Below are 21,951 nucleotides of genomic sequence, written 5' to 3'. Positions count from 1 at the left end.
CAAGCTTGTTACGCTTCTCTACAATGGCCATTTTAATATTATTGAAAGTGACATTTCCCCCCCCCCTTCTAATGAACCTTAATAAATCAATATATTTACTGTTATTTTTTGAGCAGCACAAAAGAAGCACCTTGTGTGAATGAACTGTTAACGATGTAATTTATAGTTTGACAACTAATGAAATTGGTTATACCTTTAATTGCCACCGGTGGCAGAGGAATAATTAACTAAACACACGATCGCTTTCCTGTGTGTGATTAGTGACTTAGGTACGAGTTACAGAAAAGATAAGCAATCTAATAATGATCATTAACACTGTTGCTTGTGTTAATTTAATAACAATGACTCTTGATGGACCCAATATGACAACCAGCACACATAATTTTCAATTAAATAAGCTCATGTCTTGTTTACTCTTAAGTGGCGCAATAACGTGCGGACAAAGCTTTGCTGCACAAGAGAATAATGAAATAACAGACACTGATATTGAAGTAATACAAGTTAAGGGCTATAGAAGTTCAATTAATGCCGCATTAAATTCAAAACGTTTTGCCGTAGGTTCCAAAGAAACCATTATTGCTGAAGATATTGGTAAATTCCCTGATCTTAATGTCGCTGATTCTCTCGCCCGTGTGCCTGGTATTTCAATTGAAGAGGATGCTGGTGAAGGTCGCCAGATCACTGTACGAGGTTTAGGTGCTCGTTATGTAAAAACAACTATTAATGGCATGGAGTCAGCTTCTGCTGGTGCAGCGACAGATGGCGCAGGCGGCTCTAATACATCTCGTGCTTTTGACTATAATGTATTTGCATCTGAGTTATTCACACAAATCGATATTAATAAAACCTCATCAGCAGAGCTAGAAGATGGCGGCATAGCAGGAAATGTAAACTTACAAACGGCACGCCCTTTTCAATATGACGGCTTTAAAGGCGCGTATAGCGTAAATGGTCGCTACAATGAAATATCTGAAGATTTAGCCCCTCGAGCATCGTTTATGCTTAGCAATAACTGGGATAACACTTTTGGTGCTTTATTTTCTGTGGCTTATTCTGGCGGTACAGTGCAAAGTGAAGGCCCGACCACGGTACGTTGGACTGTTAACAATCCAAACTATTCAGCAGATGGCTTACCGGTTAATCAGGCAGGTGGAACTAATTATCTAACCGCCAGCCCAAAAACTATTCTAATGGAAAATGGTAATTACACTGACGATAACTTGGATGGCTTATATTTACCACGCATTCCACGTTACTCAGTGTTTTCTAAAGATCAAAAACGTTTAGGTGCAACAGCGGCTTTTCAATACGCCCCCACAGATAATTTATCGCTGAACTTAGATATTTTACATGCCGATTTAGATACGACAATGGAAGAATATCAATATTCGGTGTTATTACGCGATCAAAAAAATATTGTCCCTGAAAACATTTATACTGATGAAAGTAATACCATCGTTGCAGGCTCTTTTTCTAACGCAGTGATCCGCTCAGAAGCCCGTGAAGACAAATCAGAATCGCAGTTTGATCAAGTTACTTTAACCGGAGACTGGTTTATTAATGATCAATTAAGCCTCAGCTTTTTAGCTGGTAAAGGAAGGTCAAACCTCGACATTCCCTACACACGCACTTTTGCATTAGACAGTGAAGGATCAACGGTGGCTTATAGTTATGATGGTAATATTGATCCATTAATGCTCATCAATAATACTGGTGGAGTCGCCATAGGTAATGGCACTATGACGACAAATACCCCCTCCTTCGCTTTTGCTGCGGGACAACAACCGGGCGGCACTTACACTCAAGCGCAAATTCAACAACAAATGCTTGATGCTAATAACTATACAATGGGCCTAACACGTAACCGAGCACAAACTATCGAAAGTGAAAATAGCTCGTTTAAAGTTGATTTAGCCTATGAGTTTAACTCTGAGCTTACACTTAAGTTTGGTGTCGGTAAGCGCGCATTTATTACTGAGCAACATGACTTTAGAAATGCATGGAAACAGCTTGATAAAGAAACCAATAAAACCAGCGGTAAAAGTGCCGAAACACAAGTTGTTGATCTAGATCCGGCGCTTATCAATGGGAGTTTATTTGCAACGAATTTAGATCAATTGGGAGTCTCTTTTGGTAATAACGTTGATATCCCAAGTACTTCAACATTAGTAACAAGTACGTGGTTAACACCTGATTATAGCGCTGCTATAAATGCCTTTGGCAATGCCTCTTTCTTTGAGGCAAAAGAAGAATATAAACGGGCCTATTATATAAAAGAAGAAGTAACCTCTGCCTATCTACAACTTGATTTTATCAATGACGTGTTTGATCGTGAACTTCGCGGTAATATTGGCGTTCGCTATATTGATAACAAAAATACCAGCAAAATTGTTAATTTAGATCATATTTATAAAGATGGCTACACTGCAGGCTTTGGTGATGGTGCTAATTATGCTAATGGTTATGGTTGGCGCACAACAGTGAGTAAAGGTGATGATTTTTTACCCTCGTTGAACTTAGCGTATGACTTAACAGAAGCGTTAATTGCCCGCTTTAGCTATTCACATGCCATAACACGCCCTAAGTTATCTGATTTAAGTTCAGCAATTAGTGTTAATGTCCCCGATGCAGAAGACCCCAGTGCAGAAATAAAAATGGGTGCAGGCCCGACACTTGAACCTTATAAATCCAAACAATATGATGCAGGTTTAGAATGGTATTTTGATGAAGAGTCATTACTGGCTGCCTCTATTTTTATTAAGGATATTTCTGGCTTAACAAAAGCGTCTTCAGATCAAGTACTCACCCAAGCACAACTTGATGAATTAGGCATCGATATTGGTTCGCAAGATCCAAGTACAATAACTTGGCAAGTAACTCAGCTTACCAATACTCCTCCTGAAAATATGTGGGGAGCAGAGTTTATTTACCAACAACCTTTTAGTTTTTTGCCTGAGCCATTTAATAACCTTGGATTACAAGCAAACTATACCTACATAGATTACACGCGAGACATTGAAGACCCATTCTATGGCACGCAACTTAATTTGGTTGAAGAAGAAACATCAAAAAACACGTATAACTTAACACTTTACTATGAAGTAGATAAATGGTCTGCACGCTTCTCTTATAATTACAGAGGTGAATACAATAAGCAGTACCTCAGTGAATACGCTGATGAGTCAACATTTGTTCGTGGTTACGATGCTAAAGCCAAACTTAACTTTTCAAGCCGCTATAACATTAGTGAAAACTTAAGCATTAACTTTGAAGCTGTAAATTTAACTGATGCCTCACAAGATCAATGGAATGATATTTACACTAAACGCCCTTATGAAAACTTGTCAACGGGCCGTCAATTTATCTTCGGTTTAAGAGGCTCGTTCTAGTACTTTGTTTTTTCAATACTCTCCCCTGCATAATCGGTGGTTTTTATCACCGATTATTTTCGCAAATACGCATTCGTCACTTAAAAAATAACCATTAAAAATTTCAAAAACCACATTGCCACCGGTGGCATTAACTGTTATTGTTTAGCTCTATAATAAAACCTCTCATTGATTTAGAGAGTAATAATTCAGCAGGAACTTTTATGAACAATCAACGCAGGTACTTTTTAAAAGCATTAGCCTCAAGTACTTTACTAACTGCAACCTTAGTTGGCTGTAAATCAGCACCATTATTAACGGCCTTTGATGCACCAATCAGTGCAGATGATTGGCAATTAGCTGAAGATATAAAAGCCGCGATTATTATTCCTAGCTTTGCAAATAAGGTATTTAATATTAAAGACTTTGGTGCTAAAGGAAATGGCCAATTCGATTGTACACATGCAATTAAAAGCGCCATTGAAGCCTGCCACGCACAAGGAGGTGGTCAGGTATATATCCCAGATGGCCGCTATTTCACAGGCGCTATTCATTTACTTTCAAACGTTAATCTACACTTAGCAGATAATGCCATACTTAGTTTCAGTACAGATCCTAAACATTACCTACCAGAAGTATTTACGCGCTGGGAAGGCCTTGAAATGATGGGGTATTCACCACTTATTTATGCCTATGAACAAGAAAACATCGCCATCACGGGTAAAGGCACATTACAAGGCAATGGCGATAATCAAACTTGGTGGCCTTGGAAAGGGCCACATAAAGAAGGCCATTGGGATTTAATTAAAGATAAGCAAGGCAATGTGCTTCATCAACGCCAAGCTCGAGATTTGCTAATGGCTGATGCTGAAGCTGGGGTACCTGTTCGTGAACGCATTTACAGTACCGGTGCTTATTTACGCCCTCCTTTTATACAGCCTTATAAATGTAAAAACATTTTAATTGAAGGAGTGACAATCAAAAACTCACCGTTTTGGTTAGTTAACCCCGTTTTATGCCAAAGTGTTACGGTTGATAACGTGAACTTTTCCAGCCATGGACCTAATTCTGATGGTTGCGATCCAGAAAGCTGCGATCTGGTACACATTAAAAATTGTGTATTCGATACGGGCGATGATTGCATCGCAATTAAATCTGGTCGTAATGCCGATGGCCGTCGTGTAGCTGTTGCCTCCCAAAATATTGTTATTGAAAACTGTCATATGAAAGAAGGTCATGGTGGGGTTGTTATTGGTAGTGAAATATCAGGCGGTGTAAACAATGTCTTTGTACAAAACTGTACGATGGATAGTCCCCATCTTGAACGTGCTATTCGCATCAAAACTAATTCAGTTCGCGGTGGTTTAATTGAACATATTCGCATTCGAAATGTTGAAGTTGGTACAGTTAAAAACGCTGTTGTGATCAATTTCTATTATGAAGAAGGTGATGCTGGGCAATTCGATCCAACGGTTCGTGACATTCAAATTGAAAACTTACATTGTAAAAACGTACTGAGTAAAGCGTTTTATCTTAATGGCTTTGAACGTGCGCCCATAAGCGATATTCATTTCACAAACTGTCACTTTGACCTCGTTGGCGATGATTCTATCGTAGCACATGTGAATAATATGAGCTTAACCAATGTCACTTTGAACAAACAGCCGTTAACTATGGCTCAACTAAACAAATAATTGTTAATTAGGATTTTCAATAGGATAAAGTATGACGGCATTTTCAACATTATTAGGCACGCAACCCATACTGCCTATTATTCAAGCAAATAGTACAGAAGAAGGTGTAGCAATCGCTACTGCAATGCACAAAGCTGGCATTCATTTAGTTGAAGTAGTGCTTCGTACTCCCGCATCTCTTGATGCGTTAATTGCGATTAAAAAAGCACTACCAGAATTATGTGTTGGTGCAGGTACCATCACAGATCCTAGCTTGCTAACAAAAAGTATTAATGCAGGCAGTGACTTTATTGTCACACCTGCAGTATCGCCACGATTATTAGATGCCCTGACGCAATCACCGATCCCTGTAGTACCTGGTGTTTCAAATACCGCTGATATTTTACTTGCTAAAGAATTTGGCTTTACTGAGCAAAAACTATTTCCTGCTTCTTTATGTGGTGGTGAGCAATTCTTAAAAGCGGTGAGCAGTGTATTTGCTGATATTCGCTTTTGCCCAACAGGCGGCATTAATGAGCAAAATTATCAAAGCTACTTAGCGCTCAGTAATGTTATTGCCGTAGGTGGTACCTGGATTGCACAATCACAGTGGGTGCATAATAAACAATTTGAAAAAGTAACCCAAGCTTGCCTTCAGGTATTAAATAACCATTAATTCTCATATTGACTGCCGTACATTGCCAGTTTAATTTAGCTTTCAATGCCACCGGTAGCAAGTGATAAGTAGAACAATTAAGGAATCTTCTATGTCCAGCAATATTGAACCTTTAGAATTGCACCCAGATCGTTTATTTTCAAGCGACCCTACCGTAGTTAAAATCGCTAGAAAACTTTATGAATCAATTAAAGACTTACCTATCGTTAGCCCTCATGGTCATACTGATCCACGCTGGTTTAATGAAAACAAAAATTTTGGTAATGCAACAGAACTCTTTATAAAACCTGATCATTATGTGTTTAGAATGCTCTACAGTCAGGGGATCCCAATGACCGACTTAGGTGTACCAGAGCATGGCCTACAAGGGGATATGGCACGCGCTAAAGCAGCAGAGCCGGAAAAGGTCTGGCAAATTTTTGCTGATAACTATCATTTATACGCAGGCACTCCTAGTGGCTATTGGCTAGATGCCGTATTCAGCGATGTATTTGGTTTTACTCAAAAGCTATGTACTGAGAATGCACAAGAGTACTATCAAAAAATCACTGCGGCACTGGCCACCGATGCATTTACACCACACGCATTGATGGACCGTTTTAACATTGAACTGATTGCTACAACCGAAGGTGCTCTTGATCAATTACCTCATCACCGCGCAATTGCCGGTACTGGCATGGCAAAAAGAGTGATCACCACTTTTAGACCCGATGATGTGGTTGATGCAAGCCGTGAGGATTTTATTGAAAATATTGCTAAACTCGGGGACATAACCGGTCAAGATACCAGCACTTGGCAAGGCTATTTAGCAGCTATTCAGTTACGTCGTGATTACTTTCGTATTGAAGGGCGTGCAACAGCAACCGATCATGGCCACCCTACGGCATTAACTGCTGACTTATCTACCGCTGAGTGTGAGGCACTATTTGAAAAATGCCGCACGGGCAATTCGTCAGAGCAAGAACAAGAGTTATTCCGTGGCCAAATGCTCACGGAACTTGCTGGAATGAGTATTAAAGATGGCTTGGTAATGCAAATACACCCTGGAGCACATCGTAATCATAACCAAGCGGTATTCGATCAATTTGGCCGTGATAAAGGGTGTGATATTCCAAGCCAAACTGAATACGTTAATGCGTTAAAACCGCTATTGAGCAAGTACGGCAACCACCCTGATCTAAAAATCATCTTATTTACCTTAGATGAAACAACCTACAGCCGAGAACTTGCACCACTTGCAGGACATTATCCTAGCCTTAAATTAGGGCCAGCTTGGTGGTTCCATGACAGCCCAGCAGGTATGCTACGATTTAGACAACAAACAACGGAAACAGCCGGATTTTATAATACCGTTGGGTTTAATGATGATACTCGTGCATTCTTGTCAATCCCCGCACGGCATGATGTTGCGCGACGTGTCGATTGTCGCTATTTAGCGGAGCTAGTTGCCAATCATCAGATCAGTGAAACAACAGCCCAGACGCTAGCTTATCAACTAACCTATGGGCTAGTTAAAAAAGCATATAATCTCGATAAATAACAACAATAGAGCCACTTGAATGAGTGGCTCAATCATTGAGGACACACAATGACTTTAAAAACAGCACTGTTATCAAAACGCGTTATGATGGGAACAGTTCTTGGTTCAAGCCTATTATTAACGGCCTGCCAAGAACAATCTGAACTGAGTACACCACTGCAAGAGAGCGAGACCAACACCCTTGGTAGTGCGCTCGTTGCAAAATTAGACATTGTTAATCCGTCATCATTTAAACGTCCTGATGAACCTATTTATATAAGCTATTACGACTTAGGCCTGAGTCAAGCCGCTGCATTAACAGTGAAAACAGCCGAGCAAGTGGTAGCAAGTCAAGCTGTCGATGTTGACTCTGATGGTGAACTGGATGGTGTGTATTTTATTGTCGATTTAAATGATAAACCTATTGAAGTGACTATCACTCGACAAAGTAAACAACCTCTCACTAAGCAAACAAAGCGCGTTCAGGCAGATCTTGCCCATAAAGAAGGCGGCGAATGGCAGCCACATTCTCGCCCACCCAAACATCAAATTGGCACTGGTAAAAAAGAGTACGTTGGTGGTCGCTTCAAAAATGTTAATGAGCTTACCCCACCCGCTTATTACACCGATCATTCAAACTGGATCCGATATGAGGGCCCTGGCATAGAGTCAGATAAAGTCGGTTATCGTTTTTACCTTGATTGGCGCAACGGTTTCGATATTTTTGGTAAATTGACCACGAAACCTGTATTACACACTGTTGGTCTTGATGGCTATGATTCGTATCATGACAAACAAGACTGGGGAATGGACATTCTTAAAGTCGGTCATTCACTCGGTGCTGGTGGCTTTGGCCTTATCAATGAAGATGATCAACTAGAACATGTTGCTGAAGTGGCATCACGGACAGCCAGAATTCTTGACAATGGAGATTTACGAGCGAGTATTCAAATTGATTATCAGGGCTGGACTAACAGCTACCAACAACAAAATTTAACCGCAAATATCAGTATGCATGGCGGTTCACGCTTAGCACATGTACAACTGAGTACGGATAAAGATTTGCCTAATTTAGTCGCCGGTGTGGTTAAACACCCTGACACTGAGTTTATCCAAGGCGATCTCGATGCAATGAGTAATTATGGCTACAGCTATATTGCCAGTTGGGGTAAACAAAGTTTAGATAAATCATCACTTGGGATGGCCGTTTTCTTTAAAAAAGGCGATGTTATTGACGTACGCCAAGACAAAAATAACTACCTTGCAGTGCTAAAGCCAAAAGGCCACACGACCCAACGAACAGACTATTATTTTGCCTCTGTATGGCAGCCAGAAAGTGGCATCAATGATAAAGAAAGCTTTATTGAGTACCTTGATCAACAAGCCCAAAGGTTGACTATTAAACCGCGTATTACTTTGCATACCACAGTCACTGCAAAGCAAACAACACAGAAACTCAATGCCGTAGCTGCAATTAATTGGGCTCGTGCCCTTGGGGATTCTGAACTACAGAGAAAAACGCTGAGCTATCAGGCCAACGGTTGGGATGTTAACCGCAAACGCACTCCAAAATTTGAATATGACATTATAGGCTTACAGCCATATGCATATTACCAGTTGGGGGTAGCAACTAATGAGCAAGTATATAAAGACGTAATAACACAAGTTACAGGCAGTTTTATTGATCAACAAGGGAAGATCAGCGCTTATAAACAAAGCAATTATAATATTGATAACATTCCGCCTGGACGCAACTTGATCCAGCTATATCAAGACACTAAACAGCCACAATACTTAACGGCTGCGAAAGCCTTACGCGAGCAATTACACTTACAGCCTCGTACATCACAAGGCGCATTTTGGCATAAAAATAAATACCAGCATCAAGTATGGCTTGATGGAGTTTATATGGGCATGCCTTTTTTAGCTCAGTATGCCAGCTTATTTGAAACGGGCCACCAGCAACAAGAAAGCTTTGCGGAGGTGGTCAATGAATTTAAGCTAACTCGTGAAGCACTACGCGATCCAAAAACAGGACTTTACTACCACGGTTGGGATGAATCTAAACAGCAAGCATGGGCTGATAAACAAACGGGTGTTTCTGCAGAGTTTTGGGGACGTGGTATGGGGTGGCTTGCCATGGCTGTTGTTGATGTACTTGACTACATTCCTGCACAAAACACGAAACAGCGCGCAACCTTGCTTGCTATTGTAAACGAATTGGCCACAGATATTGCCAAAGTGCAAGATGCTGAAACTGGTACATGGTGGCAAGTTTTAGATAAACCAAGCGCTTTGGGGAACTACCAAGAATCAACAGCAACCGCCATGTTTGCTTATTTTTATGCCAAAGCACTTAATAACGGATATATCAATATAGATTATAAAGACACTGCTCTTTTAGCATACCAAGGATTACTTAACCAATTCGCTTTAGTGCACAGCGATGGCACAGTGAGTATGACCAATCAATGTTATGTTGCAGGCCTAGGCTTCGGCCGTGATGGTAGTTACCATTATTATATGAGTGAGCCGGTCAGTAAGAATGACCCAAAAGGAAATGGTCCATTCATTCTTGCAAGCCTTGAAGTAGCAAAACTTCTCACCAAGTTAGACTGAACCATAATTAACACTCCCAGTGAGCATATTACAAATATGCTCATATCACCATCACATCTATTTGCAGATTTTTACCTTTCATGTGATATAAGCTGAGATCTCATTGAATATGTTTAATCATCAAAAACTGAGTGTTTTTACCTTGCTATTACTGTGTTTTAAGCCCTGCACAGCCGCAGATTACACAGTTGCAAACACCTATAACAAACTCGTTAAGCAGTATCCACAGATCCAGCTCCCTGACACCGAGCTACCGAACTCAGTGATAGCACATAAAGCACTCTCCTACAAACAAACTAAAAGCAGTACACAGACTATCGATATTTATCAAAAAAATAAGCAAAGTAAAAAGGCGCCACTGATCATGTTAATCCACGGCGGTGGCTGGCAGTCAGGCACACCAGCATTGATGGCAGCTCTTGCAATTAGTCTTGTAAAACGAGGCTATATAGTTGCCACCCCAAGTTATCGCCTCAGTGATGAAGCGCCTTACCCAGCTGCCCTTGAAGATATAGCGGATGCGTTACTGTGGCTTAAAAAATATGCCTCACGGTATAACATTGATAGCACTAAAATTGCATTAGCAGGTGGCTCTGCGGGTGGTCAATTAGCCGCACTATTAGCGTACAGTGGTGGCATTATTGATGACAGCAACACAAACGCACAGCGTATTAATGTTCAAGCACTTATTAACATCGATGGATTAAGTGATTTTACCTCGCCAGAAGCATTACCGTTTGAAAACAATCCAAATAAAGCAGTCACTTCAGCAAGTAAATGGCTGGGCGGGCGCTACGAATCCATACCAGAGCAGTGGCGCAGCGCTTCCCCTCTTTTCTATATTGATCAAACAGCCCCAGCAACACTGTTCATTAATAGCTCAGTGCCACGTTTTCGCGCAGGCCGCGACAGCGCCATATTAAAATTAAAAGCATTACACATAAGCTGCCAAGTTTATCAATTTAAAGACGCACCTCACTCATTTTGGTTATTCGAGCCCTGGTTAACGCCAACTTATACTGCTATAGATGACTTTTTAGACCGTCAATTTAATAATGGTTTATAGACTACGGTTGGCTATAATTTATAGGCACAATGCCAATTACAGCTAATGTTGTAACTGGCATTAATAATATTACTGAGTCAACGAAATTAAATAGCTGGATAAAATTTGCTGTGCAGTGGCACTTTTAAATTGCGCTTGATGTAGCTTAAACCAGTTATCATCAATGCCATCTTGATCTTCATCGTTAATTAAGCTGAAACCTGCAAATTCTTTTTCATACGCCTGCCAACTGCCTATTAATTCAAACTCATGATCTATTAGGCCATTGTTCTTTATCGTAATACTATCGGTTAACTGCTGATAAACTATCGAATCAACACTGTCATGAAAAGGGCCATGGGCATTGCGGCTTGCACCAATGTCTTGCAGTTTTATTGCATTATCAAATGCTTGCTCTGCACTAATATAGTTCAGCGCTGTTTGCTCTGTAGAGGGAGTAATTGCTTTAGCGCTTAACCAAGGGCTCGTCGCAGTACTGAGTGTTCGCTTAGCTTTTTTAGCCTTTCGGTAATTAACCCCTAAATAGTTATGCTCAGTCAATTGTGGGTTATTTTCAAGTACATTCCCCATAATATATGCTTGATTTTCTTTGATCTGTGGGGAGTACCAAATATCGGCAAACTGCATGATCTTGCTTGCTTTACCTGGCTTATAGTAATTATTGATCAGGTTAAAACGACCATTTTCAGATCCATACACATTATTATGCCCCCAGTTAAAAATAATATTATTGATAAGCTCAACAAACTCATCATTTTGCGAGTACGGTGATTTGAGCCGATGACCATTGATCCTAGGTGTTCGGCTGGCATGATTGGCAATTATATTATTAATAAAACTGGCGTTGGCGCCCCCCCAAATACCACCATAACCATGATCTCCTTTAGGGTGAATCGAATGGCTTAAACTATGCGAGATAATTGAATTTTGTAGGGTAAAGTTTCGATTATTATAAAAACTCGCGGTTTCATCAACTGACCAACTTAACGAACAGTGATCAATAATGACATTATTACTATTACGCACCGTTAATGAATCATCAGCATAGCCAAAGGTGCCTAAGCGAAAGCGTAGATAACGGATGACGACATTGTCAGCAGCGGATACTGTAACAGGAGCACCTACAATTGCGATCCCGCCCGGTGAACTTTGCCCTGCAATGGTGATATTGCCGTGTGATATTTTAAGCTCCCCAGCTAATTTGATCACCCCTGATACTGCAAAAACAATCGTACGAGGATGTTTTTGCTTAATTGCATAACGAAGACTACCTGGTTGCGGGTTTTCTAAGTTATCGTCTAATGTGGTTACTCTATACAGTGTGCCATTAATGCCACCACGGCTATATTTGCCAAAGCCTTTAGCCGTGGGAAAAGCCAGATGCGCATCAACCTGCCCTGCATATAAATTGGTCGATATAGCAATAAACAGCAAGACTACAATACTAAGTAACGCACTGCTTAGATATTTTAAATTATTATTTTGCAAAGTTTGCATAATATTCCTTAGATAATTCGTTTTAAATACTCAATTAAAGAAAAAATTCTCGGTATGAAAATTGACAGCTTCATTAATACAGTGTTAACTTCATGTTATTCCATTTTGCCACCGGTGGCAACTGGGAATTAAAATCAACAGGAATCGCATAACTTGCACACAATTATAAGCCTGAAAAAGGAATAAAAATGAAAAGCATGAGTTTAAGCACGATCGCGACGGCATTAATGATGGCAATGCCACTTTATGCCCAGTCAGCCGATCCTGCACAGCCTAAAGTTGAAAATGATAAATTAACAACTAACGCTGAAAAAAAAGTAGAAGCTGATGATGATATTGAGATTATTGCCGTTACAGGCGTGTATCAAGCTGACTTAAAAGCACGCGCAATGGAACGTGATAGCAAAGCATTTAGCTCAGTTATTGCAACCGATGATATGGGCAATTTCGTTGACCAAAATGTCGCTGAATCACTTCGCAGGATCCCAGGTGTCACTCTGGAACGCAGTGAAGGGGAAGGTAAATATATTGCCGTTCGTGGTCTTGGTCCTAAGTTTGTCTCTGTGAGCATGAATGGTGCAGAGCTATCTGGTGCGGGTGACGACCGCAAAATAGGTTTAGATGGTATTACCAGTGATTCACTTGGTGCTATCGAAGTTTTTAAAACCCTCACCCCTGATATGAATCTAAATTCTATTGGTGGTGCGGTTAACGTTAAAGCAATCTCAGCGTATGAACGTGGTAAAAACACATTAAAAATCAAACTACAAGATTCGTACAATGAACTAAGAGAAGAACAATCACCTAAATTCAGCCTTGACGGTACACAGTTATTTTTAGATGAGAAGATTGGCGTTGGTTTTGCTCTTTCATATGAAGATAGAAAAACACAAGTTGATGAAGTACGTCATCATAGCACTCGTGAATTAAACTTTTTGCAAGGTGGTATTGGTCTCAGCGAAGAGGAACTCAGTGTAGCGCCAGAAATCTTAATCCCTGCTCAACTTGAGAATCGTCGTGAAATTGCTGATCGAGAACGTACAACCGCAACAATCAATGTTGAATTTAAACCTAACGAAGACAGTTTTTATTACATACGTGGTAACTACTCAAATTACACCGATGGTGATGTAGCTCAGCGTGAGTTTTATAACTTCTACAATGGTGATTTAGCCGATGAAGTTATTTACGTTAACCCACAAACTAAAGAGTTTGCCCTCTCTGATATTGATGTATTCAATCAGTACTTTATCCAAGAAGGTGAAACCACGACCACAAACTACAGCTTTGGCGGTGAAAACTATTTTGCTGACACTTGGCGTGTTGATTATGAATACGCGTATTCTAAAACAGACGATGAGTCTGTTGGCGATCGCCGCGCCCAATTCCGTGAACGTGAGAACATTGTTTATGGTCAAGCACGCAGAGACAATATCATAGCTAAAGTACTGACCCCAGCTGAAGCCGCCGCCCTTGGTGGATTTGCTCTTAAAGATGACGAAGATGTATTTGCAGGTGAAGCAGATGGTGATTTAAGCGATTTATCGAATATGGAATACGATAACTTGTTTATGGAAGACAGCACACGTACAGATGAAATTACCAGTATTAAACTCAACCTACAAAAAGATTTTAATTACGAATACCTTAATTTCGTGAAAATAGGTGGAACCTATAATCAACGCGAACATTACAATAATAAAGACCGTTGGAGTTACACTGTCGATAGTGCCGATTGTGGTGGCGACCAAACCTGTATGGATGTTGCAACATCAAATATTACAGATTACAACTATGCAGTGCCTGAAGGTGATTTATTCACCTACCCGTTCGTGTCTCAACAAGACGTCGAATATATTGTAAATTCAACCAAAATTACACGCGACAGTGCCACCGGTGGCGAGGAGTCCATTGATAGTACGAAAGAAGACTATACATTAACCGAAGATACCTATGCAGCCTATGTAATGGCTGAAATTCCTCTGTCTGAGCAGTTAACAGTAATAACGGGTGTTCGCTATGCCCACACTGAGTTCTCATCTACCGGCTTTATGTCACTTGAAAACGATGATTGGAATTTTGGTAATGACAAGATGCTTGATATAGCAGTGCCGCTACCTGAGTCATCGATCACTTACAGTGAGTTTTTCCCAAGCCTCCATGTGCGTTATGAACCAAGTGATACTGTATTAGTTAGAACGTCGTTATGGACCAGTTATACCCGCCCTTCTTTTAAGCAAGCCCGTGGATTTGCAAAGTTTGACGATGATATTAGCTTATGTGACCCAACAACCAATGAATGTTTCAGCACACCAGATGGCCAAAGTGCGATTGAATTACAAGGTTATATTTTAGGTCCTGATAATTCAGTTCAAGTGGGTAACCCCAATTTAGTTGCAATGACATCCGACAACTTCGATGCATCATTTGGTTGGTATCCATCAAAAGAACTCTTTATGGAAGCAGCGGTATTTTATAAAAATATCGATAACTTCATTGTTGATGTTACCGGCATTCAAATGGGTATCGATGAGTTGCCACTGACTTTACCTGTAAATCAGGTCTCAGACTTTGCCATTCCACAAGATCTCGTATTAAACCAAGTGGATATTACACTCAATGGCGATAAAGCAACCGTTTATGGTATTGAGCTTAGTTACAATCAATTCTTTGACAATGGATTATTTTGGCAAAGTAATATGACCTTTGTTGAAAGTGAAGCAGAACTTGATGCCACAATCCGTCAAAGCAAAATGCAACTACCTGGCCAAGCTGATATGACCGGTAATATCTCGGTTGGTTGGGAAAATGAGTCATTTTCATTTCGGCTAATTAGTAATTACCGCTCAGACATCCTCGAAGAAGTAGGCTCTTGCCCTGTCTCTGCCTCGCTATCAGATCCTCACGCTTGTAAATCGTGGGCAGATATCTACCAAGACGATATTTTAACCTTTGATATGAAAGTTAAATATGATTTCACAAAAAATCTAACTGTGTACTTTGATGCCATTAACTTAACGGATGAATCCGATTTACGTTACTTCAAAGGTAATGATTTAGCGGGAGGCGAGATCCTCTATCAACGTGAAGATTATGGTCGTACTTTCCAATTAGGTATGAATTATAAATTTTATTAATAATCAATGAATAACAAAACGTTAATGCCACACACAATTAACGCGTAAATGACACGCTTCATCCTTGGAGGGATGCATGAATAATACAATAAAAATACCATCGTGTTTGCTGATCACAGCGATCTTGGCAGGCTGTGGTGAAGAAAGCTCTATCAATGTCAAAGAAGCCCCTTTGCCACCTATTCAAGGGGTATTTGTTGACAGCCCAGTCGCTGGTTTAACATACAATAGCCCGTCGGTTACTAATGGAGTAACAACAGCCGAAGGACAGTTTGATTACTTTAGAGGTGAAGCTATCGATTTCTCAATCGGTGCTCTTACCTTTCCAACGGTTTCAGCTGCTAATGTACTCACGCCACTGGCTTTATTTTCTACAGATACCGTGTTTCACCCCGCTGTTATTAATAGCCTACGTTTATTACAGTCCCTTGATGTCGATGGTGATCCTAGTAATGGGATTACAATTAGCGCACAAGCGGCACAAGTTGCACAGATGTCTTTAGCAGAAGGACAAACAGTAACTGACTATTTTAGCAGTGATGAATTTGAGGCCAACGTAAATGCGTGGCTAGCGGATGCAGGTTCCGTGAATAGTACTTTGATCCCAGCAGATCAAGCAATTGTGCACTTTGTTGATTTTATTTTTAAACAATATAACAGCACACAACCTTTAGCATTTAATACCAGTGATTTTACGGGTACCATTTACAACCCGCGAGTTCAAGGCAGTGAAGCAAGTATTGCTCAGTTAGTGTTGACACCTGACGATGAATTAAACTTAGCAGGGACTTTTAGCCATGTTGCTGATGGAGAAGAAACCACAACGGGCAGCTATGCATTCTTATTTGGTAACCGTGTTATTGCGCTTACATCAGGTGAAGGAGAATCTGCAACTACGCAATACATTGTTTCTCGCTCACATAATACTGTAAATAATACCTATAGCGTATGTGCCACTAGCGATCCAAGCGCACTGGCAACACTTGTATTAACGTGTGATAGTAATGATGATGCTAAAAACAATATTTTAGCCTTTTCAGAACAACAAGCCCAAGAAGAGCTGGTTAAACTGAACGATTTAGCACAACAAGCGGGTTTAGCTTTAATTGAAGAGTTTGATACCGATACTGAGACATTCTTCTCATCAAGTTACAAGAGCTTGTCAGATGAGCAAGGTAGCGGCCCGTTATATTTCAAAAGCGGCGGTAGTGCAAAAATTGACGATGTCGCAGGCCAGCTTATTCTTGAAGGTGACCGCATAACAATCGGTAATACCCTACCCGGCAAAGAGTCAGCAGCCTCTGATAGCTCCGGTGTTGGTATTTATAATTTAAGCGAAGGCTTTACCATAAGCTTTGATGTTATCGCCCATAACAATGCGGGGGGATTATCGCTGTATGTTGATAATAATACTGCCAGTCAAAGTAATTCTGTTCACGGTGGTGCATCTAAGTTTTATGGTAAAGATATCAACGAGACCAATACCCCTGTAGGTCAGCGTTTTTCTTATACCTATGTGCCTGGCGAAGATGTCAACACTGGTGCTGATCTCACGCATGTTGATGCCCGTGGTATTTTGAATCCAGATATTAAAAACTCGTATTTCCAAATACGCACTGATTCAGCTGCAATGATTGTCATTGATAATTTAACCATTGAAACAGTGGCGACCGATGTGCCTGATGTTGAACCACCCGTTGAGCCCCCTGTTGAACCGCCCGCTCAAGGTGAGATCCCAACAATAGAATTACCAATCACCACTGACTTTACTATGCTTACAGCAGATATTTTCTCTGTTGATCATCAAAAAATTATTGATGCTAACGGCGATGAAATCCCCATGTTTAGCAAAACGGGTGGCTCAGTTACTGTCATTGATACAGGTTTAGAGCTCAATGGAGGTCGTTTTACATTAGGCAACACCACCCCAGGTATTGAAACTGCAGCAACGGATACCACCACCAGTGGTGCGCTGGATTTATCTCGCCCGTACCAAGTGGTGATGGATATCGTGAGTGTAAGCGACCCTGAAGGTGATAATAAATTCCAAATCTATGTGGATAACAACTCCTCAAGCAGTTCTAAATCACTACTCGGTGGCGACTCTCGTTTTTATAATGAACTAATCAACTCGTTAACGCCTGGCCAAACTTTAACTGTACCAGGCCTACTTGCGTCTAAAAATTCATTTTTACAGTTACGCACTGAGACAGGTGGCACTGTGGTGATCAATAACCTCAGAGTTGAATATGTAAAAGATCCATCCGTATTTAGTTGTGACGACGCTCCCCAGTTGTATTTTTGTGACGACTTTGCCAATGGTGACTTAAGTAATTGGCAGATTTTAGCCAAGCCAGATAACATTGAAGCTCCAATGGGTGAGTTTGATGTGCTCGACATGATGGGTAATAGCATGATGCGTTACACAGCAGGTGGTGCAGGTGGTGAAATTATTTTAGCCACTGAAGAAGCGATGGCTAACGTGCCGACTACAGGTAACTACTTTGTTGAAGCGAAAATTCGTCCACGTCAAAATAGCACCACGGCCAATAAGCAAATTTTCCTAATGGCTCGCTACTTAAATGCTGGTAATTGGTATGGTGGTGGCTTAAATGTGCAAAACTCATCAAGCAGCACCCAAGTAGAAGTTGCAGTCAGTAGTGAAGGCTCAATCTCACGCCCAGTGCAAACGAAATCGCCTATTTTACTCGGTGAAAAAGGCGCTACTGAAGACGGTGTGTGGTATACAACACGATTTGAGATGATTGATGATCAACTCACCGTATATTTAAATGGTGAAAAAATGGGTACTGCTAGTGATAGCAGCTATACTGCGCGTGGTTTGATCGGGATATTCACAAACAACCGTTCGTTTGAAATTGATGATGTTAAAGTGGGCGATCCGAGCATCAAACCTATCCAGCTAACCCTTGATTACAAAGAGCCTGCTTGGGATACCAGTACCACTATGGACCCACTTGTGATCAATGTCACAGCAATCAAAAACGATGGTATTACAGCCGATACCTACACTGTCACATCAAGCAATGATGCGGTGGTCAGTGTGACTATCGATGCAAATATGATCACCCTAACGCCTATTGCTGCAGGTGACGCCACTGTGACGTTTGTATCTGATTCTGATCCAACCATCACTCGAACCATTACAATCTCTGTCGCTGAAGGCTTCGTTATGCCAAATGCTGACTACGGTGACTTAACAAGTAAAGTGATGCCAGCGATTGCTAGCGATAGTCAATTTGTTGATACTCAGTTATCGATTACTTTTGATAACGCGCCCACTTTCGGCAGTTTAGGTGAAGTACGTATTTATAAACAAAACGACAACACCCTAGTTGATACCCTCAAAGTGGGTAAGAATGTCGATGTGATTGGCTACACAGGCCAAGATAAATTGCGCTCTGTGTATTACCACCCTCTTACAATTGAAGGTAACACCTTAACCATTAAGCCACATAATAATGTACTTGAATATGGCCATACCTATCGCGTTGTCATTGGGGATGATGTGGTAATTGGCGCTCAATTAAATGGCGCTGACTTTGTCGGCTTAGGTGATAACAGTCAATGGACATTTACTACTAAAGTAACTACACCTGCGAGCAACCAACTACTGGTTGATGATGACGGTGTTGCTGACTTTAGAACTGTGCAAGGTGCCCTCAACTTTGCGATGGCAAGCCTTGATAAAGATGAGCAAACAACGATTTCTATTAAAGATGGCATCTACAATGAGTTGCTGTTCCTACGTAATAAAAATAATGTAACGTTACAAGGACAAAGTCAGGACAATACCATCATTCAGTATGAAAACTACGAAACACTCAATGGTGGCTCTGGTGGCAGTGCGCCAGTCAGCTCAGGCACACCCGGTGGTGGTCGTAGTGTATTCTTGGTTGAAGGCGCTGATATGTTAGTGATCAACAACCTAACATTGAAAAACACCCATTTGCGTAACAAGGTTGACTCAAACCAAGCAGAAACGATTTACTTTAATAGTAATGGTCGTTTGGTGGCTAATAATGCCCGCTTTATCAGCGAACAAGACACCTTGTTACTTAAAGGCTACACATGGTTTTACAATACCTTAGTCGCTGGTAACGTAGACTTTATTTGGGGCTATCCTGTTACTGCACTCTTTGAACATAGCGAAATTCGCACGATTGGTGATTCTAAAGACGGTGATCCAACTAAAGACTCATCAGGTGGCTATGTACTGCAAGCCCGTGTGCCAGTACCAACAGATCCTGGTTTTATCTTCTTAAATAACCGTTTTACTCATGGCCCAGGCCCAATTGGCAATGATGTGCTTGATAACTCAACCTATATTGCACGCAGTGGTGGCAACGATACATATTTTGATAACATTACGCTTATCAATAATAAGTTTGACACTCACATTGCAACCTCAGGTTGGTTATTGGACAAGGTTCCAAATCCTGAGATTGCCACAGCGACCAGTGGCTGGCGCGAATACGGCAGCATGGACTTAGCAGGTAATGCGCTTGATTTAAGTGCTCGTGTTGGTGGTTACATTATGCAAGACAGCGACGTGGTTAACTTACTTGACCGAAATGCAATTTTTGCCAACTTTAATGATGGTCAAGGTTGGACACCTGAACCTCTTGCCATACCAGTGTTACCCGATGAGCCTGTAGCAATAACGCCTGTGAATAATAGCCTTGGCTTTGCCGGTTATAATTTTAACCTAACCGGTGGCGCTGGTGGAACTGTAGTAACGGTCGATAATGGTGCAGCGCTTAAATCAGCTTTAGCTCAAGCTAAATCTTCTGGTGTTCCTGTCACTATCTATGTAGATGGTGTAATTACCGATGCAAACAGTGGCGGCGACAACACATCAATCGAAATTAAAGATATGGATAATATCTCAATCATTGGTGTTGCAGATCGGGGGGAGCTCAGTGGCATAGGCATCGCAATTCGTCGTGCTAATAACATCATTATCCAAAACTTGAAAATTCATGAGGTACTTACCGGTGGGAAAGATGGTATTTCAATTGAAGGTGATGAAAATAAACCGACTGCCAATATCTGGATTGACCATAACGAACTTTACTCATCGTTAAATGTTGATCAAGACTATTATGATGGTTTAGTTGACTCTAAATCAGGTGCGCAGAACATCACTATTTCCTATAACTACATTCACGATAGCTGGAAAACATCGCTGCATGGTCACAGTGATGATGACTCAAGCAGTAATAAAAATCGCCATATTACATTTCACCATAACCGGTTTGAAAACATTGTATCGCGTGTTCCATTATTTAGATTTGGTTTAGGTCATATCTTCAACAACTACTATAACAATATCACCTCAAGCGCGATTAACTCACGAATGGGCGCAGAGCTACATATTGAGAATAACTACTTTGAAAATACTAAAAACCCTGTAGTGTCATTTTATTCAAAAGTCATTGGCTACTGGAATACATCAGGCAACTACCTCGGTGAAGGTGTAACTTGGGGCGATGTAGCTGATGGCGATGTGGCTGCAGAAGTAACGCCAACAGGTTTAACACCTACAAGCTCTTACCAAGCGCCTTATGACTATACGTTAACACCCGTAATGGATGTTAAAGCCCATGTAATTGCTCATGCCGGTATTGGTAAGATTGATCAAAGTGATTTAGAGATTCCTGAGATTGCTGCGCCAAGTGAGCCGCCAGTACAAGAGCCCCTTGGTTTACCATTTACTGAGAACTTCTCAGCAGCGAATACTGACGAGTTCTTTAGTAATAGTTACCGTGATTTATCAGGCCTAGCCGGCTCAGGCACGCCTCTGTTTCATCGTGTTACAGGCAGTGTGGAAGTATCTGCTGGGCAATTAACCATGACTGGAGCGCGTATTAGTATTGCCAATACGACACCGGCGGTGGGTACAACCTCAGCAGATGCAAGTACGACGGGCTTACTTGACTTAAGTAACAGTTATCAAGTGAGCTTTACAGTGGCGGATGTTACAGGTAATACCGCAAAAAGCTTCCAGATCTATGTAGATAACAATACTTCTGGTAGCGCTAATTCAATCCACGGCGGCTCATCAAAGTTTTATTCAGTTAAACTTGAGGAGCTTGTCCCTGGGCAAACGTACACAGTTGATGGATTGGTAGCCACAGCGACCTCATTCATCACTATCAGAACGGAAAGTGAAGCCACTATCACACTGGATGAGATAACCATTCAGTAGTTGTAATGAGAGCAGCCAAACGCTGCTTTCATACCAATCGTGTTAAGTTACTGACCATTTATAGCGACAGATAAATGGCGTGATAACAAGGCATAAATTTTGACATATAGTTGTTCTCGGCATGTCCTTCTGCTTTACTCTAACTCCTGCATCCATGCAGTCCT

9 protein-coding genes are annotated in these 21,951 nt (G+C 41.0%); 8 read left to right on the top strand and 1 reads right to left on the bottom strand.

Annotated elements, in window-relative coordinates; genetic code table 11:
* The first annotated feature begins 362 nt into the window (after positions 1-362).
* The 6 genes from CWB85_RS16975 (at position 363) to CWB85_RS16950 (ending at position 10,921) form a co-directional block, all read left to right on the top strand.
* The gene (locus CWB85_RS16975; protein ID WP_138555521.1) at positions 363-3,389 is read left to right on the top strand and encodes a TonB-dependent receptor; all 3,027 of its coding nucleotides are present in this window, start codon (positions 363-365) and stop codon (positions 3,387-3,389) included.
* Between the two features lie 203 nt (positions 3,390-3,592).
* Positions 3,593-5,062, top strand: coding sequence for a glycoside hydrolase family 28 protein (locus tag CWB85_RS16970; RefSeq protein WP_138555520.1), 1,470 nt, complete (start codon positions 3,593-3,595; stop codon positions 5,060-5,062).
* A gap of 31 nt (positions 5,063-5,093) precedes the next feature.
* Positions 5,094-5,717 (top strand): bifunctional 4-hydroxy-2-oxoglutarate aldolase/2-dehydro-3-deoxy-phosphogluconate aldolase, encoded by a 624-nt coding sequence (gene eda, locus CWB85_RS16965; protein WP_138555519.1) that lies wholly within the window; start codon positions 5,094-5,096, stop codon positions 5,715-5,717.
* A 91-nt stretch (positions 5,718-5,808) separates the two neighbouring features.
* Positions 5,809-7,257, top strand: a complete 1,449-nt coding sequence (gene uxaC, locus CWB85_RS16960; RefSeq protein WP_016706564.1) for a glucuronate isomerase — start codon at positions 5,809-5,811, stop codon at positions 7,255-7,257.
* Positions 7,258-7,305: 48 nt separating this feature from the next.
* Complete coding sequence (locus CWB85_RS16955) at positions 7,306-9,855, top strand: glycoside hydrolase family 88 protein (RefSeq protein ID WP_138555518.1); 2,550 nt, start codon at positions 7,306-7,308, stop codon at positions 9,853-9,855.
* A gap of 109 nt (positions 9,856-9,964) precedes the next feature.
* A complete protein-coding gene (locus CWB85_RS16950) occupies positions 9,965-10,921 on the top strand; it encodes an alpha/beta hydrolase (protein WP_138555517.1) in 957 nt (318 codons plus the stop codon).
* A gap of 69 nt (positions 10,922-10,990) precedes the next feature.
* Here CWB85_RS16950 and CWB85_RS16945 read toward each other — a convergent pair whose 3' ends face one another.
* A complete protein-coding gene (locus CWB85_RS16945) occupies positions 10,991-12,418 on the bottom strand; it encodes a pectate lyase family protein (RefSeq protein WP_138555516.1) in 1,428 nt (475 codons plus the stop codon).
* Between the two features lie 188 nt (positions 12,419-12,606).
* On the opposite strand from CWB85_RS16945, the gene CWB85_RS16940 reads away from it, so the two are divergent.
* Positions 12,607-15,555: a TonB-dependent receptor gene (locus CWB85_RS16940; protein WP_138555515.1), complete on the top strand. Its 2,949-nt coding sequence runs from the start codon at positions 12,607-12,609 to the stop codon at positions 15,553-15,555.
* Between the two features lie 76 nt (positions 15,556-15,631).
* Positions 15,632-21,787, top strand: coding sequence for a pectinesterase family protein (locus CWB85_RS16935; RefSeq protein WP_138555514.1), 6,156 nt, complete (start codon positions 15,632-15,634; stop codon positions 21,785-21,787).
* Positions 21,788-21,951: the final 164 nt, after the last annotated feature.

Source organism: Pseudoalteromonas sp. S1727 (assembly GCF_005886375.1).
GTDB classification, from domain to species: domain Bacteria; phylum Pseudomonadota; class Gammaproteobacteria; order Enterobacterales; family Alteromonadaceae; genus Pseudoalteromonas; species Pseudoalteromonas haloplanktis.
This window is presented reverse-complemented; position numbering and strand designations above follow the sequence as displayed.

Bases quoted from the DNA above. Each gene is read 5' to 3' on its own strand.
- CWB85_RS16975 (WP_138555521.1), top strand. From the start codon at position 363: ATGACAACCAGCACACATAATTTTCAATTAAATAAGCTCATGTCTTGT.
- CWB85_RS16970 (WP_138555520.1), top strand. From the start codon at position 3,593: ATGAACAATCAACGCAGGTACTTTTTAAAAGCATTAGCCTCAAGTACT.
- eda (WP_138555519.1), top strand. From the start codon at position 5,094: ATGACGGCATTTTCAACATTATTAGGCACGCAACCCATACTGCCTATT.
- uxaC (WP_016706564.1), top strand. From the start codon at position 5,809: ATGTCCAGCAATATTGAACCTTTAGAATTGCACCCAGATCGTTTATTT.
- CWB85_RS16955 (WP_138555518.1), top strand. From the start codon at position 7,306: ATGACTTTAAAAACAGCACTGTTATCAAAACGCGTTATGATGGGAACA.
- CWB85_RS16950 (WP_138555517.1), top strand. From the start codon at position 9,965: ATGTTTAATCATCAAAAACTGAGTGTTTTTACCTTGCTATTACTGTGT.
- CWB85_RS16945 (WP_138555516.1), bottom strand. From the start codon at position 12,418: ATGCAAACTTTGCAAAATAATAATTTAAAATATCTAAGCAGTGCGTTA.
- CWB85_RS16940 (WP_138555515.1), top strand. From the start codon at position 12,607: ATGAAAAGCATGAGTTTAAGCACGATCGCGACGGCATTAATGATGGCA.
- CWB85_RS16935 (WP_138555514.1), top strand. From the start codon at position 15,632: ATGAATAATACAATAAAAATACCATCGTGTTTGCTGATCACAGCGATC.